The organism is Rhodococcus sp. 15-2388-1-1a (assembly GCF_002259145.1).
Classification (GTDB): Bacteria; Actinomycetota; Actinomycetes; order Mycobacteriales; family Mycobacteriaceae; genus Rhodococcoides.
The window spans coordinates 282,445-305,865 of the sequence record NZ_NPFP01000046.1 but is presented as its reverse complement, the minus strand read 5'-3'; the positions used below and the strand labels follow the sequence as shown (position 1 = coordinate 305,865).

The following is a 23,421-nucleotide window of genomic DNA, read 5'->3' as shown; positions in this document are numbered from 1 at the left end:
CGGTCACGGCTGCACTGGCTCCTCGGCTGCCACGCGCTCGACGACGGGTTGCAGGTCCTCGGCGAGCAGCTCACGCAGGAACACTGCCGCGACGCGATGCTGCCGGTCGAGTACAACGGTGGTCGGGATGACCGAGGTCGGGACGCCGCCGAGCGCGTTCAGGGTGCGCATCGGCGGGTCGTAGATCGACGAGTAGCTCACGTTGTTGCTGACGACGAAGTCCTGCGCGGCGGTCTGCGACTCGTCGCGCACGTTGATGCCGAGGAATTCGACGCCCAGGGACTTGGTGGCCTCGTAGACATCTTCGAGGTCGTCGGCCTCACCGCGGCACGGACCGCACCACTGGCCCCAGACGTTGAGGACGACGACGTCACCGTCGTAGTCGGACAACGAGGTCGTCTTGCCCTCGGTCATCAGATCCGGCCCGGACAGTTCGCCGATGGTGCCGCGCTCGTCGGGCTCGTAGAAGATGTCGGTCTTGCCGCCGGGTGAGACGAACTGGAAGGTGCCACCCTGCGCCACTGCGTCGGTGCCGGTCGAGCAGCCTGCGACAAGAGCGATCGCAGACGCTGCACAGACGGCGAGGAAAAATCTACGCACCGGAGATCCTCGGATCGGATGCTCCCGCGGGCTCGGAGTAGACGAGGTCGACGAGCTGGTCCCCCTCGTAGACCAACGAGGTCAGTGACGCGAGCCCGCACTGACGATTGCGCGGGTCGTGCCAGAGCCGGTCACCCTGCAGGAATCGGCGCAGTGTCCACACCGGCAGCTGGTGGCTGACGCAGACGGCCTCGTGCCCGACGGCTTCGACGCGGGCCGCGTTGACGGCGGCGAGCATGCGGTGTGCGATCTGCAGGTACGGCTCGCCCCAGGACGGGGTGAACGGGTCGCGTAGCTTCCACCAGTGCCGTGGTCGGCGCAGTGCTCCGTCGCCGACGGCCACGCGCAGCCCCTCGAATTCGTTGCCTGCCTCGATGAGGTTCTCGTCCTCGGCGATCGTCAGGCCGTGAGCCGCGGCGATGGGTCCGGCGGTCTCCTGCGCGCGCAGGAGCGGCGATGCCACGACGTGGGTGATGTCGTGGCCGGCGAGCGCGTTCGCCACCGACTTGGCCTGAGCCTGGCCGGTCACCGACAGCTTGAAGCCCGGCAACCGCCCGTACAGGATGCCCTTGGGGTTGTGCACCTCGCCGTGTCGGAGGACGTGCACGATGGTGCGCGTCGTCGAGTGCGGATGTGCTGCGGGGGCCTCGGTCACGTCGGGGTCCTGTTTCTCGTTGGTCGGGTGGGGAAATCAGTTCTGTGTAGACGTCACAGCGGAGCCGTGGCGGCGGCCGCTGCTTTCGCGGCGGCGGGGGCTGCGTCGGCGATGATCTCGAAGGCTCGGTCGTCGAGGGCAGCGGAGACGAACCAGGCCTCGAATGCGCTCGGCGGCGGGTACACGCCGCGCGAGAGGAAAGCGTGGAAGAACGCCGGGTATCGCCACGTCTGCGCGGCCTTGGCCTGCGCGTAATCGGTGACGGGACCATCGGAGAAGAACACACTCACCATAGTGCCCGCGAACTGCACCTGATGGGTGACGCCTTCGGCCGTGAGGGCGTCGCCGAGCAGTGTTCCGAGTCGCTGCGAGTTGGTCTGCAGCTTCTCGTAGACGGCTGCGTCGGCCAGTTGCAGGCTTGTCAATCCGGCGGCGACGGCGACGGGGTTACCGCTGAGCGTGCCTGCCTGGTACACCGGCCCGGCCGGCGCCAGGTAGGCCATCACGTCCGCTCGACCGCCGAATGCGGCGGCAGGCAGACCGCCGGACATCACCTTGCCGAAGGTGTAGAGGTCGCCCGCGACACCGTCGATGCCGTACCAACCGGCTGCGCTGACGCGGAATCCGGTCATCACCTCGTCCATGATCAGCAGCGCGCCCTGCTCGGTCGCGAGGCGGCGCAGCCCCTCGTTGAAGCCGGCGACCGGCGCAATCGCTCCCATGTTGCCTGCGGCTGCTTCGGTGATGATGCACGCGATCTGGCCGGGATTGGCCTCGAAGGCTGCGGAGACGGCGGCGAGGTCGTTGTAGGGAACGACGATGGTGTCCGACGCCTGTGCGCCGGTGACGCCGGGCGAGGTCGGCAGCCCGAAGGTGGCCAGTCCCGAGCCTGCGTCGGCCAGTAGGGCGTCGACGTGGCCGTGGTAGCAGCCGGAGAACTTGAGGATCTTGGTGCGGCCGGTGAAGCCGCGGGCCAGGCGCACTGCGCTCATGGTGGCCTCTGTGCCCGAATTCACAAGACGAACCTGGTCGACGGGGCCGACGCGGCGCACGATTTCCTCGGCGAGCTCGATTTCTCGCTCGGTGGGTGCACCGAACGACAGACCCGTTGCCGCTGCTTTCTGGACGGCCTCGACGATGGCCGGATGGGCGTGCCCATGGATCATCGGACCCCAGGACGAGATGAGGTCGACGTACGACTTTCCGTCGGCGTCGGTCATGGTGTATCCGCTGGCCTGCGTGATGAAGCGAGGCGTTCCGCCGACCGACGCGAATGCGCGTACCGGCGAGTTGACGCCGCCGGGGATCACAGCACTTGCGCGGGCGAACAGCTGGGCCGATACGGGGGCGTCGTCGCCGGGGGAAACAGTCACGTCTTCCAGTGTCCCAGGTTCGGCGAAATCACCAACTACAGGGCGTAATAATCGACGAAACAGGGAGGGGACCTGGTTTCGGCGATTGAACGCCCCCGCCTCGGGTATTTACTTTCGATGACAAACACCGATGGCGTCACCACAGTCGCCGAACTGATGTCCGAAGCCGGACTCTGCATGTTCACCACCGTCGGCCGAGACGGCCACCTCATCTCTCGTCCGATGGCGCTGCAGGAAGCCGAGTTCGACGGCGACCTGTGGTTCTTCGCCGCACACGACTCCCGCAAGGTGGCCGACATCGCGGCGAATCCGACGGTCAACGTCTCGTTTCAGTCCGGCGAAGGCTGGGTGTCCCTGTCCGGCACCGCGGCCGTCGTCGAGAACCGGACGAAGGCCGAGGAACTGTGGAACACCCGGGCGGCCACGTGGTTCGAGAAGAACCCCGATTCTCGTGAGGTGGCACTGATACACGTGGCTGCCGAAGGTGCGGAGTACTGGTCGACCCCCGGATCGAAGGTCTCCAACCTGATGGCCTACGCCAAGGCCAAGATCACCAACGAGCGGCCGAATATCGGCGAACACGCGGTCGTCGAGCTCGAGCTACCGCACAATTCGACCGACTAGTTCCGCTCGTGCCGGGGTGCTGTCGGGGGCACGTCCGGATCGCCCACGACGTTCCGGTGGCCTGTGACGTGGCGGTCGTCCGTCACATTGCGGTCGCCGGCGATGTCCCGGCCATCTGTTGCATTGCGGTCGCCCACGACGTTCCGATCGCCTGTCACATTGCGGTCGCCGACGATGTCCCGGTCATCTGCGACGTGCCGGTCATCTCGCACGTTGCGGTCGTTCGACATGTTCCGGCCGTTCTTGACGTCCGGGTCGATCCGATTCGCGCGCTCGAACTGCGAGTCGACCTCGTCGCGGGACGACGCGGCAACACCCTGATGAGACTGTGCCTGCTGCGCAAGCTTCTCCGCCTCGGCGGCTTTGACGTCGGCCTCGGCCTGCGCACGACGCGCCTTGGCCTCACTTTCGCGAGCCAGCAGCTCACGCTCCTCTACGATGGCCGCTTGATCGGCTGCCTTCTCGCGAATGTCGTTCGCTTCCAGCCTCTTTCGTTCCTTGCCTTTGCGCGCCACGATCAAGGCGACGGCAACAATCAACACTACGGCGACTACTGCAACGATGATCCACACTGCGGTACTCATAATTGGAACTCCCGATCTGTTTCGAATGCCGAAGCGGCAGACGTTCCTCGTCGGTTACCCGAGTAACGAATCAGTAAACTCGCCGAAGATCGTGCGGGCGAGCGCACCGAATTCCTTCTCGTCCAACGCGCCTGCACCGCCGGGCACCGATGCGATCAACTCGACGCCCGTCACGAGTGGCAACTCCTCCAGGTTGACCCGCGCCGCCAAACTCGGTTCGGTCGGCCACGACCCGATGACCAGGCCGGCACACGTCACGCCCGCTGCACGCACAGCTGCGACGGTCAGCGCGCTGTGATTGAGCGTTCCCAGCTCCGCCCCTGCCACGACCAGCATCGATGCGCCGACGGCACCGGCGATGTCGAGCACGGTGAACCCTTCGACACCCAGGCGCACCGCCACTCCGCCCGCGCCTTCGACCAGCACGAGGTCGTGGGCCGCGTCGAGCGCGCGCACAGTGTCGACCACAGCGTCGAGTTCGAGCATCGGCCGACCCGATCGGCGGGCAGCGACATCCGGAGCCAGCGGCTCGGGGTACCGCGCCAGCTCCACTCCTCGAACGCCCGAAAGGCGTTGCACCACATCGATATCGGCCTCATCGGAGTAGTCACCTCCGACGCCGGTCTGCGCCGGCTTGCACACCGCGACGGTCCGTCCGCCTGCCCGTGCTGCCGCCGCGAGTGCTGCGGTGATCACGGTCTTGCCGACGCCGGTCGACGTTCCGGTCACGAGCAGAACCGTCACCGCAGAACCGCCGCATTCAACACCGCCGCGAGGACCGACGCGGCACGGTCGACATCGGAGTCGGTGAGATCGGCGCGCGCTGTCAATCGCAGCCGAGATGCGTTCGGGGGAACCGACGGTGGCCGGAAGCATCCGACGCGGACGCCGAGCTCGAGGCAGTCCCCCGCCGCGCGCACCGCACGCTGCGCGTCGCCCAGGACCACCGGAACCACTGCCGATGCGGTCGGTTCCACTCCTGCTGCAGTGGCCAGTTGTGTTGCCCGAGCACCGATTGCAGCCACACGATCGGGTTCGTCTCGCAGCACTGTCAGCGCGGCCGATGCCGCGCCGACGGATGCAGGCGCGAGGCCGGTGTCGAACACGAACGTGCGCGCACCGTGCAGCACCTGAGTGCGAACCGCGGCCGGCCCGAGAACCACTCCACCCTGCGACCCGAGTGCCTTGGACAACGTTGCGGTGATCACCAGGTCGGGTGCCCCGGCGAGGCCTGCTTCGTGGACGGCTCCCCGTCCACCGTCCCCGCGTACGCCCAATCCGTGTGCCTCGTCGACGACGAGCACCGCGTTCCGTCTCCGACACACCGCGTACAGCTCGGCCAGTGGCGCGAGATCGCCGTCGGCGCTGAAGACCGAGTCGGTCACCACGAGGGCCCGCTGTTCGGGACGCTCGCGCAACAGCTCGTCCACGTGGTCGGTGTCGCAGTGCCGAGCGACGGCCACTCGCGCCCGAGACAGGCGACAGGCGTCGATGAGCGAGGCGTGCGACGCAGCGTCGGAGATCACCAGCGCGTCTCGGCCCGCCAGTGCCGTCACGATCCCGAGGTTGGCGGTGTAGCCGGACGAGAACACCAGTCCGGCCTCGGCTCCGACGAACTCGGCGAGATCGTCCTCGAGGCGCTCGTGTGCCGTCGTGGTACCGGTGACCAGCCGCGATCCCGTGGATCCGGCACCCCATCGGCGCGCAGCAGCGCAGGCTCCGTCGATCACGGCCGGGTGCCTGGACAGGCCGAGGTAATCGTTCGACGCCAGATCGAGGATCGTGTCCTCGGCCGTGCGGGGGATCACGATGCGCTCGAGGCCGGCTTCACGTCGGGCGTGCGCGGTGGCGTCGAGCCAATCCAGAGCGGTCATGGCAGCACCATACTTGAACGCTGTTCAAGTATCGTCGCGCGCCACCGCCACCAGCGCTTCTGCGATGGCAGCCACCTCCGCGCCGGTGCAGATGAACGGCGGCATCGCGTACACCAGACGGCCGAACGGCCGCAGCCACACCCCTGCGTCGACGGCGGCTGCCGTGGCCCGTGCCATGTCCACCGGACTGCGCATCTCGACCACGCCGATGCCGCCGAGAACGCGAACGTCGGCGACTCCCGGCAGAGACCGGGCCGGTGCGAGGCCGTCGGCCAGCCCCGATGCCAGAGCTGCGACCTCGGCGCGCCAGTCGCGCGAGAGCAGCAATTCCACCGACGCCACCGCGATCGCGCACGCCAGCGGATTACCCATGAACGTCGGTCCGTGCATCAGGCCCCCGGCCTCACCGCCCGAGACCGTCTCGGCCACCTCGGTGGTGCACAGCGTCGCCGCCAAGGTCAGATATCCGCCGGTCAACGCCTTGCCGATGCACATGATGTCGGGCGCGACTCCGGCGTGGTCGGCGGCGAACAACTCTCCGGTCCGACCGAACCCGGTTGCGATCTCGTCGAAGATCAGCAGCACGCCGTATTCGTCGGCCAGGCGGCGCAGTTCCGCGAGATAGCGCGCGTCGTGGAACCGCATCCCGCCCGCCCCCTGGACGATCGGCTCGACGATGATCGCCGCCAGTTCGCTCGCGTGCTCGCGGAGTACCCGCTCGAATTCGGCGACGTAGCCGGCGTCGAACTCCGTGGGCGGAGCCGCAGCGAACACCTGCTTCGCGAGCACATCGGTCCACAGCGTGTGCATCCCGCCGTCCGGATCGCACACGCTCATCGGAGCGAACGTGTCTCCGTGGTACCCGCCGCGCCAGGTCAGCAGACGAGTGCGACCGTTCTCGCCGCGTCCGCGCCAGTACTGCAACGCCATCTTCACCGCGACCTCCACCGAGACCGATCCGGAATCGGCGAGGAACACCTTGTCGAGCCCCGCGGGGGTGATGTCGACCAACAACTCGGCCAACCGGGCCGCCGGAGCGTGTGTCAGTCCGCCGAACATGACGTGGCTCATCCGGCCCAGCTGATCGTGCGCGGCGGCGTCGAGCACCGGATGCCGGTAGCCGTGCACCGCCGCCCACCACGAGCTCATCCCGTCGATGAGTTGCCTGCCGTCGGCCAACGTCAGCCGCACTCCCGACGCACTGTCGACCACCAGCGGCGTCGCACCCGCCGGAAACCGACTGTAGGGGTGCCAGAGATGATCGGAGTCGATTCGACGGACGTCTTCGGAAGTCAGCACGCCAGAGCACACTGCCACAGCACCCGACCGGCCGTACCGAGACTGGACGGGTGGCGAAATGTCCGAATCCACTAGCATCGCAGCATGACGACGCGCACCGTGACGAGACTCGTAGGGGTGGTCGTGGCCGCAACTCTGACGCTGACCGCCTGCGGGGGCACGTCCGCAGCGCCCGTACCCACCACGACCGCTCCTGACTTCGCCGTCGACACCTCCACTCCCGTGGGCGCACTCAACGAACGCATCCTGCGGTGGATCAACGCCGAGAACGCACCCGACCCTGCCGAGGTCGAGGCAGTCACCGGCCCCGAGCTGGCCGAGGCCGTCGCACCGCTGGGCGGGCTCGCCACCCCACTCGAACAGTTGCGCGGCGGCGCGCCGAACGTGGCGACGAGCTTCGAGGCCGGTCCGAACTCCGGCATTCTGCACTTCACCACCGCGGGCATCCCGGCCACGATCACGACGTCGATCGATGCCGACGGCAAGCTCGACGGCTTCCTGGCCCGGCCGGACACTCCCACGGTCTCGTCGTTCGACGATCTGGACGCGGCACTGTCGAAGGTGGCTCCGAACTACTCCTACAGCGCGTCACGGCTCAACGGCGGTGACTGCGAGTCGATCTACTCCACCAACGCGGACTCGGTGCTTCCACTCGGGTCGGTGTTCAAGCTGTACGTCCTCGGCGCACTCACCGACGAGATCGAGGCAGGCACCGTCCGGTGGGACGAACAGCTCACCATTCGTGACGAGACCAAGAGCGCGCCGTCCGGCGAACTGCAGAATCTGCCCGACGGCACGAAGGTGTCGGTCCGCGACGTGGCCGAGAAGATGATCTCGTTGTCCGACAACACCGCGACGGATCTGCTGATGGATCGCCTCGGCCGCGAGCGGGTCGAACGCCAGCTCGGGGTCATGGGGCATCACGATCCGTCGGTGATGACACCGATGATGGACACTCGGCAGTTCTTCGTCATCGGATTCGGCGATCCGAACATGCGAGCCGAGTGGTCGGGCGCAGACCCCGACTCCCGGGCCGAACTGCTCGAGCAGGCGGACGCGAGGCCGCTCGAGATCGACTTCGAGAACTTCCTCGACAACCCGGCGTCGGCCGACGGGGTCGAGTGGTTCGCCAACGCGCAGGACGTCTGTGCCGCGATGGGTTACCTGGCGACGAGTGATGCGGCCGAGGAGAACCGTCGCATCCTGGCGATCACCCCGGGCATCCAGCTCGACGCGGCGCTGTGGCCGTATTCGGGGTTCAAGGGTGGCAGCGCGCCCGGCGATCTGGCGGGCGCGTTCCTGGCCACCGATGCGTCCGGTCAGGACTGGATCGTCACCGAACAATTCCAGGCCGACGGAGCGATCGATCTGATCCCGTCCAGCTACGCGTTCCTCGTTGCTCAGGAGGCGTTCGCGCTCCTGAAATAGGTGTGATTTGTAACATCGATGTTACTGCTGCATTACACTCGCGGTCGTGGAGGCACAACACGAACCAGCCCAGCACGCCTGGCCGTCGGGCTTCAAGGAGTTCCTGGTCAGCGAATTCACCGACTTCAGCCCCCTGGTGAACAGGGCTCTGGAGGACAACTGTGCGTCGCTGTTCCACGACGGTCCGTACGCGAAAACGGGCTTCTGGCGCAACTGCAGAGCGGTGTTCAGAGAATTCGTCTGGCCGGTCTGACTTTCCGGCCCTCACGCGCGGCGGCTAAAGGTTACCGTCGAGTATGGCAACCACAACGGATCACCTTCGGAACACTCTGGACGGCCGCTGGCGAGATGTGAAGAACCAGGCGCGTCAGCAACTTGCACGCGACGAGTTCCGTCCGCACTACACGCCGAACACCGTCATCGCCCGCACGAAGGCAATGGAGCAGCTCAAGTTGCTCGCCGCTGCCGGTGCGGCCGACAACGGCTTCAAGAAGGAACACGGCGGCACCGGCGACGTCGGCGCAGCGGTGACGATGATCGAGATGCTCGCGATGAGCGACCTGTCGCTGATGGTCAAGGCCGGCGTCCAATGGGGTCTGTTCGGCGGTGCCATCGAGAACCTCGGCACCGAACGCCACCACGAGGCCTACGTCCCCAAGATCATCAGCCTCGATCTGCTCGGCTGCTTCGCCATGACCGAGACCGGACACGGCAGCGACGTGCAGTCGCTCGAGACCACGGCCACGTACGACCCGAAGACGGACGAGTTCGTCATCAATTCTCCGACGCCGTCCTCGCGCAAGGACTACATCGGCGGTGCCGCCGAAACCGCGACCGTCGCCGCCGTGTTCGCACAGCTCATCACCGCAGGCCCGGGCGAGGAGCCCGAGGGTCACGGCGTGCACTGCTTCTTCGTTCCGCTCCGCGACGAGAACGGTGACGATCTGCCCGGTGTCACCACCTCGGACTGCCAGTACAAGGGTGGTCTACCCGGCGTCGACAACGGCCGCCTCATGTTCGATCACGTCCGCATCCCGCGCGACAACCTGCTCAACAAATACGCCGACGTGTCCGACGACGGTACGTACTCCTCCCCCATCGAGAACAAGTCTCGACGGTTCTTCACGATGCTCGGCACGTTGATCCGCGGCCGCGTCACGGTCGGCGGCAGTGCCGCCGCAGCCGCCCGCGTCGCCCTCGACATCGCGACGCGATATGCGTTGCAGCGCAGGCAGTTCGCCGCACCCGATTCCGATCAGGAGGTCCTGATCATGGACTACCTGGTGCATCAGCGTCGATTGTTCCCGCTCATCGCCAAGTCCTACGCCCTGCAGTTCGCACAGAACGAGCTCGTGTCGAAGATGCACGAGCTGCAGACCGCGGACAACCCCGACGCCGAGGAGCAGCGCGAACTCGAGTCCAGGGCGGCAGGCCTCAAGGCCGCGAACACCTGGCATGCGACCGCCGCGATCCAGGAAGCCCGCGAAGCATGCGGCGGCGCAGGCTATCTCGCCGAGAACCGATTGATCTCCCTCAAGGCCGACACCGATGTGTTCACCACGTTCGAGGGCGACAATCACGTGCTCACGCAGCTGGTCGCCAAGGAGCTGCTCACCGCGTACGCGGACGACGTCAAGTCCATGAGCCCGGTCGAATGGGTCAAGTTCGCCGCCGACATGGTGGGCGACCGCGTCGTCAAACGCACTGCGGCCCAAGCGATCATGCAGACCATCCTCGATCGACGTCAGGACAACGAGGAGGAGGGGTCGCTGTTCAACCGCGGCACCCAGGTCAAGATGTTCGAGGATCGCGAGGAGTACCTGCTCTCCACCGTCGCACGCCGGCTGCAGTCCAAGTCCAAGGAGACCAGCCCGTTCGAGGCGTTCAACGCGGTGCAGGATCACGTGCTCCATGCCGCGAGCGCGCATATCGACCGCATCATCTTCGAGGCGTTCATCGCCGGTATCGAATCGTGTGAGGATCCCGCCACCAAGGATCTGCTCGACGAGGTCTGCGACCTGTACGCGCTGTCGGTGATCGAGGCGGACAAGGCCTGGTTCATCGAGCACCGCTACCTGTCCACCGAGCGATCCAAGGCCGTCACGCGCGCCATCAACGAACGGTGCCGCACCCTGCGTCCGCACGCCGAACTGCTCGTCGACGGCTTCGGAATTCCCGACGCTTTGGTCGGTGCCGCGATGCTCGGCGAGCCCGGTGCGGGTAGCGAGGAAGAGCCGGCCTCGAACCCCAGCCACGCGCACTGACGCGTAGCTGGGTTCAGCCGGGAACTACCGCGAAAACCCGGCAGGGACCGCCGGTCGCGCCCGCGTGCTTCGGTGCGCCGACGACGACCGTCGCCCCTGCCGGGGGCACCGCCTCCAGTTTCGCGAGCGCTTCGACTCCGTAGCGGCCTGCCCCGAGAACCGCTGTGTGAGCGGGGTATTCGCGGTCGTTCATCCGGTCGAGGCTGAGCGTGTCGACCCCGATTCCGACGATGTTGCGCTCCTGCACCAACATCTGCGCCGCCTCGCCGCCGAAGCCTGGAGCAGCAGGCTCGGCGAGCCTGTTCTGCCAGCGACTGTGCATCACCACCAACGCGCGATCCGGAATTCGGCCGTGCTCACGCTCCCATTGCGCGATGTCCTCGATTGTCACCACGGCGTCCGGATCCGACGCGGCCCTGGCCGAGATGTCCACCACGACCAGCGGGGCGATCAGATCCTCCAGCGGCAGGACATCGGCCGTCGCGCCGCCACGGACACGGTGCGCCGGGGCATCGATGTGCGTGCCCGTGTGCTCCCAGTACGAGAGCTTGTTCACCAGGAAGCCTCCCAACTCGTAGGCGGCGACCGGCCGCATCGAGAACGGTTCGCTGCCCGGCCACACCGGAAACGTCGGGCTCAGAGTGTGCGTCAGGTCGATCAGTCGGCCCGCCGGAATGGCCGACGCGACAACCGGTTCGGCGCGCACGGCTCCGGCCGTCGCAACGGTCAACGCGGCGGCCCCCAACGACCCGAACAGTGCCCTACGGCCGATTCTGCGGTGAACGGTCTCGACGACCTCGGGGCCGCACATCAGTCGGCAGCGGGGGTGACGAGCAGAACCTTGTCGTTCGATCCGTTGTCGGTGGTCAGCAGGAAAGCCCCGTCGTCGCCGAAGCTGGTGAGCGAGCGCAGTCGACCGTAGGAACCCACCAGGGCGTCGGCCTCGTCGACGTACTCCGTCCCGTCCTCGGAGAGCTTGAGAAACACGAGCTTCTCGTCCTGCTGACTCGATATCACCGCGGCTCCGTTCCAGGAGCCCCATCCCGCGCCGTTCGCGAAGGTCAGACCGGGCGTGGCGATGGCGGGACTGCCCGAGCTCCATACTGCTGCGAGCGCACCGGGCACACGAGTGGGATCGGTCATCGGCACCGACTCGTCGTAGATCACCGGGAGTCGATCGGGGCGGTAACCGTAGTTGCCGCCGGGCACCAGCAGGTTCAGCTCGTCGTCTCGGCTCGTCCCCTGCTCCACCTCGTAGATCTGATCGGTGCCGGGACGAATCGCCAAGCCCTGCACGTTTCGATGTCCCAGGGTGAAGATGCGATCCGGTGATCCCGCAGCCGCCGAACCGTCGGCATCGATGTGCAGAACCTTGCCGCCCAACGAGTTCCGATCCTGCGGAACCGTCGGCGACGCCGTGTCTCCGGTCCCGACGTACAGGGTGCCGTCGGGATGAGCGAGAATTCGGCAGCCACCGTGACGCCCGCCGTCGGCGACAGGAATGTCGTCGACGAGGGTGCCGGTGCGCGTGAGAGCGGTCCACTCCGGGTTGACGGTCCACGACAGGACGGCGATGTGGTTGTCGCTGCCACCGCCGGCACTGCCGGTTCCCGCACTACCGGTGCCGCCTCCGGAGCCCTGCACGCCCTGGCATGTGTAGATGGTTCGAGACGCGGCGAAATCCGTCGCCAGCGCGATGCCCATGAGGCCCGTTTCACCGGACGCGTAGAGGTCATCGAGGTCGGCGGCGAGCTCGCGGGTGGCACCGTCGACGTCGCGGATCACGAACCGCCCGGAACGCTCGCCCGTCAGCACCGTTCCGTCGGGCGCGACCACCGCATCCCACGGCTTCGCGAGTCCGTCGAGCACTGTGGTGACCGTCAGATCGGGGAGAGGATCGGCCTGCGCCGTCGCGGTAGTGGTACCGGCGAGCGTCAGGAAGACGCTGGCGGCGATTACTCCGGAACTGGACACCAGCTTGTTCATCCACACTCCTGACGACGATCGACGACCGGTCCGATATGACCGATATCACATGATCTTAAACACACTCGCGAGGATGCTTGCCGACTCACGACGCAATTCGGTGCCGGGCAGCAGAACGAGTCCACCGTGATCCCAGCTCACCCACAGTGACGGCAACCTCGGGTCAGCCGACCTCGGGCGTGACGAGCAATACCTGATCGTCGGATCCGTTGTCGGTGGTGAGCAGGAAGCCGCCGTCGCTTCCGAAGGGGGTCAGCGAGCGCAGCCTGCCGTAGGTGCCGTCCAGTGCCTCCGCCTCGGCGACGTACTCGGTTCCGTCCTCCGACAATGCCAGGAAGACGAGCTTCTCGCCCTGCTGGCTCGAGATCACCGCGGCACCGTTCCACGAGCCCCACTGCTCACCGTCGGTGAACGTGACGTCGGGGGTGGCGATGGTCGGATCACCCGAACTCCACACCGCAGGCAGGGCACCGGGAACCCGATCGGGGTCGGTCATGGGTACCGATTCGTCGTAGACCGACGGGCGTCGATCGGGGCGATAACCGTAGTTGCCACCCGGCACCAGCAGGTTCAGCTCGTCGTCTCGGCTCGTCCCCTGCTCGACCTCGAAGATCTGATCGGTTCCGGGACGAATCGCCAGTCCCTGCACATTGCGATGACCGAGAGTGAAGATGCGATCCGGTGCGTCGGCTGCGGCGGTGCCGTCGGCGTTGACGTGTAACACCTTGCCGCCCAGTGAGTTCCGATCCTGAGGAACACCGGGGCTCGCAGTGTCCCCGGTGCCGATGTACAGCGTGCCGTCGGGATGAGCCAGGATGCGGCAGCCACCGTGACGCCCGCCGTCGGCGACGGGAATGTCGTCGACGAGAGTGCCGGTTCTCGTCAGGGCCGTCCACCCCGGATCGACGGTCCACGACACGACGGCAATGCTGTTCTCGCCGCTGCCTTGGCGCCCCTGGCAGGTGAACACGGTTCGAGAGGACTCGAAATCGGTAGCCAGTGCGATACCCATGAGCCCGGTCTCACCGGCGGCGTAGAGATCGCCGAGGTCCGCGCTCAGTTCACGCTGGACTCCTGCGGAGTCGCGGATGACGAACCGGCCGGAGCGCTCTCCGGTCAGCACCGTGCCATCGGGAGCAACCACCACGTCCCAGGGTTTGTCGAGGCCATCGAGCACGGTGGTGACCGACAGGTTCGGCAGCGGCCCGTCGGGCGCGCCCGGGGAGGGAGCAGCTTCGGAAGAAGAGCCCGGCGACGACGAGGCCGCGATCGACTCGGTCGACTCTGCACTACCTCCCTGTCCGGTGGTGTCCGTCGAACAGGCCGCTACCAGGGCGACGCTGATGGCGATGACCGCTGCGCCGGTGACCGGTTTCTTCACGAGCGCTCCTGACGATGTTCGGTAAGTCCCATTCTTCCGGTATCACCGTTTTCACGACTTCCGAACCACCGACGGAGCGCAGTCGTGCTCAGGACACCAGTCGATACCCGGCTTCGACGACCGCAGCGTCCACCGTCGCGGTATCGAGCTTCGAATCACTGCTCACCACAACCGCACCGGAATCCACATCGACGTCGACGCCGGTGACTCCCGAGATCTCCGATACTTCTTCTTTCACCGACGCCGCGCAATGCCCGCACGTCATGCCCTCGACCGAATATGTCGTCTGCATCCGAAATCTTCCCCTCTTCCGTCAGGAACGAACCAGGCGCGCGATGGCCTCGGACGCCTCTTTCACTTTCGCGTCCGCCTCGGGTCCGCCCTGCCTCGCGGCCTCGACGACGCATCCGGCGAGGTGGGCGTCGAGGAGCTTCAACGAGACCGATTGCAGAGCCTTGGTCGCCGCGGACACCTGGGTCAGGACGTCGATGCAATAGCGGTCGTCTGCGACCATTCTCGAAATCCCGGCCACTTGGCCCTCGATACGACGCAATCGCTTCAGCAGGTCGTCCTGCTCGGCGCTGTAGCTGCTCATAACGCCCAGCATACCCCTACCCGGTAGGGGGTGCGCTACTTCGACGCGACTCGACGAACGCCGTCGACCATCAGCAGTCCGGCCACGATGACGGCCAGCGCGGCCAGCGCGATCCAGGAGCCCGAGTAGAACGTCCCCGAATACGCCGGGGACACATCGGGAACCGCGGGAAACTCGGTGGTGCGCACGCCCGCGTTCCAGCACGCCACAGCTCCGATCACCGCGAGCAGAGCACATACCAGCTCCGCCCACCCGAGGGACTTCCTCACAGGTACTCCCGCTTCGCCGTTTCGAGGGCCGCACGCAACCCGTCGTCGTCCTTCGCCCACGCCTGCACCAGTCCGCCGCCCACCAGACGCAGCCCGATGCCGTGACGCTTGCGCGGTACACCCGACAGCTCCCCGAGTACCCGCGCGGTCTCCCACTTCTTCGGCTCGTAGTCACCGTCGGCGTACTCCGCAGGCGGCAGGATGTCGTCTATCTCGTCCAGATCGACGGTCTCGGTTCCCTGCCTGAGCCGACGCGTGGTGAGTTCGACGCTCACGTGCATCCGCGCGGCACGCAGCTGGACGTATGTGAGACCGACGAGGATCAGCGAGAACAGTGCGAGGGCGAACCAGTGGATCACCGGGCCGGATGCGAGTTCGACCGCGAGGACCACGAGGCAGAACACCGGCCCCCACGCCAACATGCGCCACCGACCACCGGGCTCGTGGAAGAGCACGGGATCGTCGATGGGAGTCTCGCTGTTCATGTCACGGTTCATCTCACTGCTCACGGACGAACCACTCCCGCGCCGACGGCCGATAGACCAGAACGGCTGCGACGACCAGCGCGACGGTGATCACCAGCAGCACGAACGGAAACACCAACGCGGCGAACGTCAGCAGCAGCGCGACGGCTCCGGACAGGGCCACGAGGGCGCGTCGGAACCTGCGATCTCCACCGCGAACCGGGCCCGACATCAAACCGACGGCCAGGCCGACCACTCCGAAGATCACGCCGAGTCCACGAAACACCGTCAGGAAGGAATCGATCTGTTCGTCCGTCGCACCGCCGGTGGTGAACGACGCGCGGATCTGGTCGGCGGGGAGCGTCAGGGCGATCATGCACACGACGATCAGCAGCACCGCCGAGGCCAACCACAGCCAGTAGGCGGCGGAAACCACTCGGGGACGGGCGATCGGTGCGTCGGTGTCTGCGCTCACGCCAGACATCCTGCCACCGTGGGCGAGAGGTACGTTCGGCCGGCAGAGATTCTTTCCCGCCGACGCGACGCGCTCAGCCTGCAGAGATTCCCAGAGCCATGATCGCGATGGCGGCCGATACGGCGAGCAACAGTCCGAGCAGTGCCCAGCCGGGGCGACCGCTCTCGGCGGGACAGGGCTCACGATCGACAGCCGGTGCTGCGGTCGGCTGCGTGATGCTCGCTGCTGCAGGGGTGTTCTCTGCCATGTCGGGTCCGATCACTCGAGAAGATATCGACAGTGATGCTAGTCACACAGTCGGTACCGACACCGAGAACACGCCCGAAATTATCGTTTTCCCGAAGCGGCGACGAAGTATTCGTTGGATTCCCGACGATGCATCAGGTAGATCGCCCCGGCTGCCAGCACACCCTGGCCGATGCCGAGCACACTCATCACGACGTTCATCGCACCCGAGCTCGACGCAATGGAGAACAGCTCGAGGATCGTGGTGAACACGGTGAACGATCCGATGATGGTGAGCAGCATGCGCGCCCACATCTTGCCCGCACGCATTCGCTTGACCCAGAACAGGAACAACGCCCCGAAACCGAGCACGACGAACACCGTGACGACGAGCATCACCGTCACCATCGACTGCGTGGACTCCACCGTCATGTCGGCGGCCGCGTCCTGCGCTGCGAGATCGTCGAGCAGCGACTGTGCGAATTCCTCGCGCGCCCCGAACAGCGTCCACACCGAGAACAGCGCCGAGATCGCGCCGATCAGCGCCACTCCCCACCACAGGTGGCGTGCGGTCTCGACGTCGACGGGGGCCGGACGCGGGGTCGGCTCGAGCTCCGGTCCGGTCTGCGGAAACCCGTGTTCCATTTCCCAGCGCTGCCAATCCGGCTGCGGCGGCGGGTTGCCCGGTGTGTTGCTGTCGGGGTTGTTGTTCGGAGGATATTCGTTCACAACCAGCCCGCCACTTCGGTAGCCCAATAGGTCAGTACGACGTCGGCACCGGCGCGCCGAATGCCGACGAGCGATTCCAGTACCGCTGCGTCGCGGTCGATCCACCCGTTCTGCGCGGCGGCGGTGATCATGGCATATTCCCCGGAGATCTGGTACGCCGCAACCGGAACCGGTGACATCTCGGCGACGTCGCGAAGAATATCGAGATACGACATCGCCGGCTTGACCATCACCATGTCGGCGCCCTCGGCGAGATCGAGCTCCACCTCGTGGGTGGCCTCGCGGCGGTTGGCCGCATCCTGTTGATACGTCCGGCGATCGCCCTGCAACGAGGACCCCACTGCTTCGCGGAACGGTCCGTAGAACGCCGAGGCGTACTTCGCCGAGTACGCCAGCTGACCGACCTCGACGTGGCCGGCAGCGTCGAGTCCGGCGCGGATGGCACCGACCTGCCCGTCCATCATTCCGCTGGGTCCGAGCAGGTGCGCACCGGACTCCGCCTGCGCGACGGCCATGTCGACGTAGAGCAGCAGGGTGGCGTCGTTGTCGATGGAACCGTTCTCCCCCAGGACTCCGCAGTGCCCGTGGGAGGTGAACTCGTCCAAGCAGGTGTCGGCCATGATGACGGTCGAATCCCCGAGGTCGGCCTTCAGCCGCGCCAGACCCCGATTGAGAATTCCGTCCGGGTCGGTTGCGCCCGAGCCGGTCTCGTCCTTGTCCTCGGCCCTCGGTACACCGAACAGCATCACGCCGCCGACGCCGGCCGCGACGGCCTCCTCGGCCGCAGCGCTCAGCGAATCCAGCGTGTGCTGGTACACCCCGGGCATCGAGCTGATTGCCCGAGGCTCGGTGATGCCGTCGGCCACGAACATCGGCAGCACCAGATGCCGTGCCTCGAGCGAGGTCTCGGCCACGAGTCGACGCAGTGCCGGGGTGCGGCGCAGGCGTCGGGGACGGTCGGTGGGGAACAAGCGAACTCCTTACGGACCGGGTGTGCCGATCGTCAGATCCGCGGCCGAGTTACCGGCGGCGCGACTTCTTTCGCGGCGGGGGCAGTGCACCCTCGGCCCGCAGGCGAGCCGCGTGCTCGGCGAGAGCCTCGACCAGCGGTCCGACCTGTGCCGACTCGGGCTGCACGTCCACGCGCAGACCGAATTCGACGGCCGTCTCGGCGGTCTTGGGGCCGATGCACGCCACCAGTGTGCGAGCGTGCGGCTTTCCGGCGATGCCGACCAGGTTCCGGACGGTGGAGCTCGACGTGAAGCACACTGCGTCGAAGCCGCCGGTCTTGATCATCTCGCGGGTCTCGGCGGGGGGCGGTGCCGCCCGGACGGTGCGGTAGGCGGTGACGTCGTCGATCTCCCAGCCCCGCTCACGCAGGCCCTCGGCGAGAGTTTCGGTGGCGATGTCGGCGCGAGGGAGCAGCACTCGGTTGACCGGGTCGAAGACCTCGTCGTACGGCGGGAAGTCCTCGAGCAGTCCGAGCGAGCTCTGCTCACCCGAGGGCACTAGTTCGGGGTTGATGCCGAACGAGCGCACCTTCGCCGCGGTCGCTTCGCCGACACAGGCGATCTTGACGCCCGAGAACGCACGAGCGTCCAGGCCGAACTCCTCGAACTTCTCCCACACGGCGCGCACGGCGTTGGTGGAGGTGAAGACGACCCACTGGTAGCGGCCGTCGACCAGGCCCTTGACGGAGCGTTCCATCTGGGCCGGACTACGCGGGGGCTCGACGGCGATGGTCGGGACCTCGATGGGGATCGCTCCGTGGGTGACGAGGCGATCGCTCATCTCCCCTGCCTGATCCTTGGTGCGGGGCACCAGCACGGTCCAGCCGTACAGTGCGCGAGATTCCCACCAGGACATCTTGTTTCGGCCCGAGACGACCTTGCCTACGGTGACGACGAGCGATCCGACGAGCTCGGATCCGGCGTCGTTGAGGGTGGCGAGGGTGGCCTCGACGGTGCGCTGCTGGCGGGTGGTGCCGCGGACGGTGATGGCCGCGGGCGTCTGCGGTGCCAGACCGTGTTCGACGAGGGCACTGGCGGTTTCGGCCAGGTGACCCGATGTCGCGTGCAGCACCAGCGGGCCCGGAGCAGCAGCGAGCGCTGCCCAGTCGACCTCGCCGCGGACGTCGGCCTCGGTGTGACCCGAGCCGAGTGCCATTCCGGCGTAGCTGGGGACGGCCGATCCTGCGGGCAGACCGGGGAGCACCTCGAACGGCACGTGCGTGCGAGCGACGGCGCTGACCTCGGCGATCACCGAGTCGGTCGTGAGCGGATCACCGGAGACCAGGCGAACCACGTCGTGGCCGTTCTTGGCTTCGGCGAGAAGAGTCTTGGCGACCTCGGCCGGTTCGCCGAGTGCCGGACGAACCTCGACACCGTTCTCGCCCGTCTCCGGGTCACGCGGAACGTCGGCACCGACCAGGGCGGTGACGCCCTTGTCGACGTCGGGATCGGTGAATGCGAGCTCGGCCGCTCCGAGCACTTCCCGTGCCCGGACCGTGAGCAGAGCCGGGTCACCCGGCCCGGATCCCACGAACAGGATCCGTCCGTTGGTGTTCTTGCGGACTGGGCTCATCGGTTGTTCTCCAGTGCTGTCTTGTGTGGGTACTGCAGTTCTATCGGGGTTGCGGTGCCCCGTTTCGGAATCAGTCGAGCGGTGGCGATCGACTCACGTCGTACGACGGGACGGGTCGCCGTGCGTTTGGCGCGTCCGCGGACGGGTGCCGTTATGGCCCTAGACATGAGATCCACCCTGCACCCGAGAACCGGCCTGCGCTGGTTCGGTGACCGAAACGAGTTCGCGCGCACCGAGATCGAGCAGTTCGCGGGCCAATTCTCGGCCCAGCTCCTCGGCTCGATCGGGTGATCCGACGATCGATGCACGGATGGTGTCGCTGCCGTCGATGGCGGCGACGCAGCCCCGCAGGGACAGTTCGTCGAAGATGCGGCCGTCCTCGTCGATGGATTCGACGACCTCTGCGATCGCGCCCACCGGTGCGGTGCAGCCGGCTTCGAGTTCGGCGAGCAGTCCGCGTTCGGCTGCCACCGCGGCGCGTGAGTGTGCGTCGTCGAGGGTGGCGATCGCGGTCACGAGATCGGTGTCCTCGACGCGACATTCGACTGCCAGCGCTCCCTGGGCGGGAGCCGGGAGCAACTGAACCGGGTCGAGTGCTTCGGTGACGACGTCGAGTCGGCCGATGCGGGACAGTCCGGCGCGGGCGACGATGACGGCGTCGAGCTCACCCGACGCCACCTTTCCGATCCGCGTGTCGAGGTTGCCGCGCAACGGCCGAACGTCCAATCCCTGTCCGAGAGCGCGCAATTGAGCGATACGGCGCGGAGCAGACGTGCCGACCTTCGCGTCGGCGGGCAACTCACCGAGTACCAGACCGTCACGGGCGACCAGGGCGTCACGAGGATCCTCGCGAGCCGGGATGGCGGCGATGACGAACCGGTCGTCGGCCGCAGTCGGCAGATCCTTGTACGAGTGCACGGCGATGTCGACGGTGCCGTCGGCCAGGGCCTCACGCAGCGCCGCGGTGAAGACACCGACGCCGATCGTCTGCACGGGAGCAGCAGACAGGTCGCCCGCAGTCTTGACGATCACCAGTTCCGCTTCGACTCCGGCTGCCGCGAGGGCCACTCGAACGGTGTCGGCCTGGGTGGTCGCGAGAAGGCTTCCGCGAGTACCGATCTTGACGATGCCGGTCATTCGGCACGCTCCTGACCGGTGGTGCCGCCGGGGAACGAGTCCGAGCGTAGGTCGGTGCGACTTGCGGTGAAATCGTCCACCAGTTCCAGCGAGCCGATCTCCATCGGCGTGGCAACGGCGTCGACCGATCCGGGGCTCAGCTCGAACAACTCGCGCAGCGCAGCGGCGTAGGAATCCCCGCCCGGCGTGCTGGCGAGCTGCTTGACCCGCACGGTGGGCGAATGCAGCAGCTTGTCCACGACGCGGCGCACGGTGCGCGCCACCTCGTCGCGCTGCGGCGAGTCGAGACCGGGCAGCCGCGATTCGAGCCGCAGCAGCTCACCCTCGACCACCTCGGCAGCGCGCTGGCGCAATGCCGTGACGGTGGGGGTGACCTCGGCAAGTCGTTGTCCGGCAAGGTAACCCGAGAGTTCACTGGAGACGATCTCGCGGGCGGCCGACGCGTCGTTCGCCGCGGCGCCGGCAGCGGGATCGCGCTGCAGGGACTCCATGTCGAAGACGGTGATGCCCGGCAGACCCGACACCGCGGCGTCGACGTCGCGCGGCAGACCGAGGTCGCAGATGACCAACGGTCGATCCGAGCCGCGGCGGGCGAGCGCGAGGTGAGCGTCGGCGATGGAGACCACGGCCCCCACCGCTCCGGTACAGGTGACGAGGACGTCGGCCTCGGCGACTGCGTCGGCCAGGCTCTCGAGGGCGACCGAGGTTGCCGCGATGCCGTTGGAGACGGCGTTCTCGGCCAGGTGGTCGGCACGCTCGCGAGTGCGGTTGACGACGGTCAGCTCGCCGATGCCTGCGCGCCCGAGGTGGGCGACGGCGAGGCCGCCCATCGCTCCGGCTCCGAGGACGACGGCCTTGCGGCCGGCGAGGGAACCGTCGAACAGATCGGCGGCGCGGTCGAGGGCGACCGAGACCACCGAGGCTCCGGCGGCGTCGATTCCGGTTTCGCTGTGTACCCGCTTGCCCACGCGCAGGGCCTGCTGAGCCAGTTCGTGCATCACTCGGCCCGATGCCTGCTGCCCGTCGGAGGCGGCGTAGGCCGATCGGATCTGGCCGAGGATCTGCTGCTCGCCGATGACCATCGAGTCGAGGCCACTGGCCACGGCGAAGAGATGCTCGACGGCAGCCTCGCTGTAGCGGACGTAGGCGTGCTTGGTCAGGTCTGCGATCTCGAGCCCGGAGTGCTCACTGAGAACTTCGCCGACGGCGGTCAGCGCGCCGTGGAAGGCGTCGACGACGGCGTAGATCTCCACGCGGTTGCAGGTGGACACCACCATGACCTCGGAAATGCTTCCGCTGGCCATCAGCTTGTCGGTCAGTTTCGGGCGGTCGGTGTCCGTGATGGCGACACGCTCGAGGACTGCGACGGGAGCGCTACGGTGCGAAATCCCGACGAGAAGGACACTCACGGTGCAATCACCGATCCGTTTCTTGTCGAACTGTTGACTGGGCTTGGATTGCCGGCGATACGCGGGCCGTGACTGCGACCGAGGCGTGCCGTGGACGTGAGCGGTGACGATGCGAGCGGTGACGACGAGAGAGGCGGCGGCGAGACCGGCTGCGGTCGGGGCGCGCTGACGATGGCCGGAGCGGCGATATCGGCAGGCACGGAGACGTTGCGAGAGCTGTTGAAGGAGAGCACCTGCATCTCCACCGCCAGGTCCACGCGGCGCACCTCGACGTGTTCGGGGACGTCGAGAACCATCGGCGAGAAGCTGAGAATGCACTCGACGCCGCCCGAGACGAGCTTCTCGGCGACGCTGTGCACGGCCTCGTCGGGGGTGGCGATGACGCCGATGGTGGCTTCGAGTTCGCGGCAGGCGACCGCGAGTTCGTCGACGTGCCGGACGGTGAGGCCGTCGATGTCGGTGCCCACCCGCGCGGAGTCGCTGTCGAAGAGCCCGACCATCGTGAAGCCGCGTCGAGCGAATCCGCCGTAGCCGGCCAGCGCCTGCCCGAGATTGCCGACTCCGGCCAACACGACGCGGTGGCCGCGATCGAGTCCGAGTGCGCTGTCGATCTTGGCGCGCAGGCGGGCCACGTCGTAGCCGACTCCGCGAACGCCGTTGGGGCCGAGAAAAGAAAGATCCTTGCGCAGTTTCGCCGATCCGACGCCTGCCGCGGTGGCCAGTTCTTCACTGGAGACGATGAGAACGCCCTCGTCTGCGAGGATCGAGAGGACCCGCAGGTACGTCGCCAGACGGGTGACCGTAGCCTGAGGAATGACCCGCTCTACGCCGCTGGGCGACGGGCGCTCTTCGGTCACGTCTGGGGCTCCTCGTCCGAACGGCGTCGATGCCGGTCTTCACGCTGATCCTGCGTTCGTGTCTATTTCACGGACGCTGTTCACACCACGGTAACTGCTTGTGAACGAATGAACAAAGTTGCGCACACCGGCCCTCACCTGCACACGCGAGAGCAATCACACGTTCTTAGGGTGCCCTGCACGGGCGAGATCGGCCCGCAACCGCGGCACGTCTACCTCCCAGTAACTGTGTTCGATGCCGTCGAGCAGCACCACGGGCACTCGATCCCCGTACTCCGCACGCAGGTCAGGCGATTCCGCTGCCGCCTCGTCGACGTCGACGACGGTGACTGCCACGTCGAATTCACGGCACACCTCGCTCAACACCTCGAACGCGTGAGTGCAGGAATGGCAGCCTGCGCGGGTGAGAAGAGCCACGCCGGTGGGTGTCGTCTGCATCCGTCCACTGTGACACGACGGCAACGGAGACGAAGGTCACAGTCCCCGGTCCGGACGAGGGCGTCGAGTGCTGCCCTTCGCCTGCGTCCGGGCGACCCCGACTAGGCTTGCGGCGAGCGACTCGACTGGGAGGAGGACGGAAGTGAGCGACGGGGGAACAGACCTGCCGATC

Annotated in this window: 28 protein-coding genes; 4 read left to right on the top strand and 24 right to left on the bottom strand. The window is 67.0% G+C overall.

The genetic code is table 11. The features are described from left to right. Positions 1-3 precede the first annotated feature (3 nt). From CH302_RS26365 to hemL, 3 genes are read right to left on the bottom strand one after another with little or no spacing between them, the layout of a single operon-like run. Complete coding sequence (locus CH302_RS26365; RefSeq protein WP_037187012.1) at positions 4-600, bottom strand: TlpA disulfide reductase family protein; 597 nt, start codon at positions 598-600, stop codon at positions 4-6. Then, positions 593-1,255, bottom strand: a complete 663-nt coding sequence (locus CH302_RS26360) for a histidine phosphatase family protein (protein WP_037187009.1) — start codon at positions 1,253-1,255, stop codon at positions 593-595. Before CH302_RS26360 ends, CH302_RS26365 begins: the two co-directional genes overlap by 8 nt. A gap of 53 nt (positions 1,256-1,308) precedes the next feature. Further along, a complete protein-coding gene (gene hemL / locus CH302_RS26355; RefSeq protein WP_037187006.1) occupies positions 1,309-2,628 on the bottom strand; it encodes a glutamate-1-semialdehyde 2,1-aminomutase in 1,320 nt (439 codons plus the stop codon). 117 nt (positions 2,629-2,745) lie between these two features. Here hemL and CH302_RS26350 point away from each other — a divergent pair, with 117 nt between their 5' ends. Further along, positions 2,746-3,252, top strand: a complete 507-nt coding sequence (locus tag CH302_RS26350; RefSeq protein ID WP_037187003.1) for a pyridoxamine 5'-phosphate oxidase family protein — start codon at positions 2,746-2,748, stop codon at positions 3,250-3,252. Here the strand turns inward: CH302_RS26350 and CH302_RS26345 are convergent. Genes CH302_RS26345 through CH302_RS26330 form a run of 4 tightly spaced genes read right to left on the bottom strand, consistent with a single transcriptional unit; the run spans position 3,249 to position 7,009 of the window. Beyond that, positions 3,249-3,836, bottom strand: a complete 588-nt coding sequence (locus CH302_RS26345; RefSeq protein ID WP_052047282.1) for a hypothetical protein — start codon at positions 3,834-3,836, stop codon at positions 3,249-3,251. The two genes, CH302_RS26350 and CH302_RS26345, sit on opposite strands and share 4 nt — an antisense overlap. 54 nt (positions 3,837-3,890) lie before the next feature. Continuing rightward, a complete protein-coding gene (bioD, locus tag CH302_RS26340; RefSeq protein ID WP_037187000.1) occupies positions 3,891-4,580 on the bottom strand; it encodes a dethiobiotin synthase in 690 nt (229 codons plus the stop codon). Beyond that, positions 4,577-5,710, bottom strand: coding sequence for an 8-amino-7-oxononanoate synthase (locus tag CH302_RS26335; RefSeq protein ID WP_037186997.1), 1,134 nt, complete (start codon positions 5,708-5,710; stop codon positions 4,577-4,579). The genes bioD and CH302_RS26335 overlap by 4 nt, the downstream gene beginning before the upstream one ends. A gap of 24 nt (positions 5,711-5,734) precedes the next feature. Further along, complete coding sequence (locus CH302_RS26330; protein WP_371828410.1) at positions 5,735-7,009, bottom strand: adenosylmethionine--8-amino-7-oxononanoate transaminase; 1,275 nt, start codon at positions 7,007-7,009, stop codon at positions 5,735-5,737. Positions 7,010-7,093: 84 nt separating this feature from the next. Here CH302_RS26330 and CH302_RS26325 point away from each other — a divergent pair, with 84 nt between their 5' ends. Genes CH302_RS26325 through CH302_RS26315 form a run of 3 tightly spaced genes read left to right on the top strand, consistent with a single transcriptional unit; the run spans position 7,094 to position 10,701 of the window. After that, positions 7,094-8,437: a serine hydrolase gene (locus CH302_RS26325; protein ID WP_052047281.1), complete on the top strand. Its 1,344-nt coding sequence runs from the start codon at positions 7,094-7,096 to the stop codon at positions 8,435-8,437. 46 nt (positions 8,438-8,483) lie between these two features. Continuing rightward, a complete protein-coding gene (locus CH302_RS26320; RefSeq protein ID WP_037186995.1) occupies positions 8,484-8,690 on the top strand; it encodes a hypothetical protein in 207 nt (68 codons plus the stop codon). Positions 8,691-8,733: 43 nt separating this feature from the next. After that, positions 8,734-10,701: an acyl-CoA dehydrogenase family protein gene (locus tag CH302_RS26315; protein ID WP_037186992.1), complete on the top strand. Its 1,968-nt coding sequence runs from the start codon at positions 8,734-8,736 to the stop codon at positions 10,699-10,701. 13 nt (positions 10,702-10,714) lie between these two features. Here CH302_RS26315 and CH302_RS26310 read toward each other — a convergent pair whose 3' ends face one another. From CH302_RS26310 to CH302_RS26235, 17 genes are all read right to left on the bottom strand, one after another. Then, complete coding sequence (locus CH302_RS26310; RefSeq protein ID WP_037186988.1) at positions 10,715-11,512, bottom strand: cyclase family protein; 798 nt, start codon at positions 11,510-11,512, stop codon at positions 10,715-10,717. Then, a complete protein-coding gene (locus CH302_RS26305) occupies positions 11,512-12,687 on the bottom strand; it encodes a PQQ-dependent sugar dehydrogenase (RefSeq protein ID WP_037186986.1) in 1,176 nt (391 codons plus the stop codon). Before CH302_RS26305 ends, CH302_RS26310 begins: the two co-directional genes overlap by 1 nt. Positions 12,688-12,850: 163 nt before the next feature. Beyond that, positions 12,851-14,068: a PQQ-dependent sugar dehydrogenase gene (locus tag CH302_RS26300; protein WP_037186983.1), complete on the bottom strand. Its 1,218-nt coding sequence runs from the start codon at positions 14,066-14,068 to the stop codon at positions 12,851-12,853. A gap of 88 nt (positions 14,069-14,156) precedes the next feature. Further along, entirely contained in the window at positions 14,157-14,360 is a 204-nt protein-coding gene (locus CH302_RS26295; protein ID WP_037186980.1) for a heavy-metal-associated domain-containing protein, read from the bottom strand. A gap of 21 nt (positions 14,361-14,381) precedes the next feature. Continuing rightward, the gene (locus tag CH302_RS26290; protein WP_037188667.1) at positions 14,382-14,663 is read right to left on the bottom strand and encodes a metal-sensitive transcriptional regulator; all 282 of its coding nucleotides are present in this window, start codon (positions 14,661-14,663) and stop codon (positions 14,382-14,384) included. A 35-nt stretch (positions 14,664-14,698) separates the two neighbouring features. Then, positions 14,699-14,932 carry a hypothetical protein gene (locus CH302_RS26285; RefSeq protein ID WP_037186977.1) on the bottom strand — a complete coding sequence of 78 codons (234 nt, stop codon included), beginning with the start codon at positions 14,930-14,932 and terminating at the stop codon, positions 14,699-14,701. After that, a complete protein-coding gene (locus CH302_RS26280) occupies positions 14,929-15,417 on the bottom strand; it encodes a hypothetical protein (protein ID WP_037188665.1) in 489 nt (162 codons plus the stop codon). Before CH302_RS26280 ends, CH302_RS26285 begins: the two co-directional genes overlap by 4 nt. A gap of 13 nt (positions 15,418-15,430) precedes the next feature. After that, the gene (locus CH302_RS26275) at positions 15,431-15,871 is read right to left on the bottom strand and encodes a hypothetical protein (RefSeq protein ID WP_082323454.1); all 441 of its coding nucleotides are present in this window, start codon (positions 15,869-15,871) and stop codon (positions 15,431-15,433) included. A gap of 73 nt (positions 15,872-15,944) precedes the next feature. Then, on the bottom strand, positions 15,945-16,118 hold the full coding sequence (locus tag CH302_RS30320) for a hypothetical protein (protein ID WP_155292870.1): 174 nt from the start codon (positions 16,116-16,118) through the stop codon (positions 15,945-15,947). A gap of 80 nt (positions 16,119-16,198) precedes the next feature. Next, positions 16,199-16,825, bottom strand: coding sequence for a hypothetical protein (locus CH302_RS26265; RefSeq protein ID WP_052047279.1), 627 nt, complete (start codon positions 16,823-16,825; stop codon positions 16,199-16,201). Further along, positions 16,822-17,796 (bottom strand): porphobilinogen synthase, encoded by a 975-nt coding sequence (gene hemB, locus CH302_RS26260; protein ID WP_037186967.1) that lies wholly within the window; start codon positions 17,794-17,796, stop codon positions 16,822-16,824. The genes CH302_RS26265 and hemB overlap by 4 nt, the downstream gene beginning before the upstream one ends. A 49-nt stretch (positions 17,797-17,845) precedes the next feature. Continuing rightward, positions 17,846-19,408: a uroporphyrinogen-III synthase gene (locus tag CH302_RS26255; protein ID WP_037186964.1), complete on the bottom strand. Its 1,563-nt coding sequence runs from the start codon at positions 19,406-19,408 to the stop codon at positions 17,846-17,848. Next, a complete protein-coding gene (locus CH302_RS30315; protein WP_155289207.1) occupies positions 19,405-19,575 on the bottom strand; it encodes a hypothetical protein in 171 nt (56 codons plus the stop codon). The genes CH302_RS26255 and CH302_RS30315 overlap by 4 nt, the downstream gene beginning before the upstream one ends. After that, positions 19,568-20,536: a hydroxymethylbilane synthase gene (gene hemC, locus CH302_RS26250; protein WP_094632778.1), complete on the bottom strand. Its 969-nt coding sequence runs from the start codon at positions 20,534-20,536 to the stop codon at positions 19,568-19,570. The genes CH302_RS30315 and hemC overlap by 8 nt, the downstream gene beginning before the upstream one ends. Before the next feature lie 5 nt (positions 20,537-20,541). After that, positions 20,542-21,954 carry a glutamyl-tRNA reductase gene (locus CH302_RS26245; protein WP_037186957.1) on the bottom strand — a complete coding sequence of 471 codons (1,413 nt, stop codon included), beginning with the start codon at positions 21,952-21,954 and terminating at the stop codon, positions 20,542-20,544. Further along, positions 21,951-22,811 (bottom strand): redox-sensing transcriptional repressor Rex, encoded by an 861-nt coding sequence (locus tag CH302_RS26240; RefSeq protein ID WP_037186954.1) that lies wholly within the window; start codon positions 22,809-22,811, stop codon positions 21,951-21,953. Before CH302_RS26240 ends, CH302_RS26245 begins: the two co-directional genes overlap by 4 nt. A gap of 156 nt (positions 22,812-22,967) precedes the next feature. Beyond that, the gene (locus tag CH302_RS26235) at positions 22,968-23,249 is read right to left on the bottom strand and encodes a glutaredoxin family protein (RefSeq protein WP_037186951.1); all 282 of its coding nucleotides are present in this window, start codon (positions 23,247-23,249) and stop codon (positions 22,968-22,970) included. Positions 23,250-23,421: the final 172 nt, after the last annotated feature.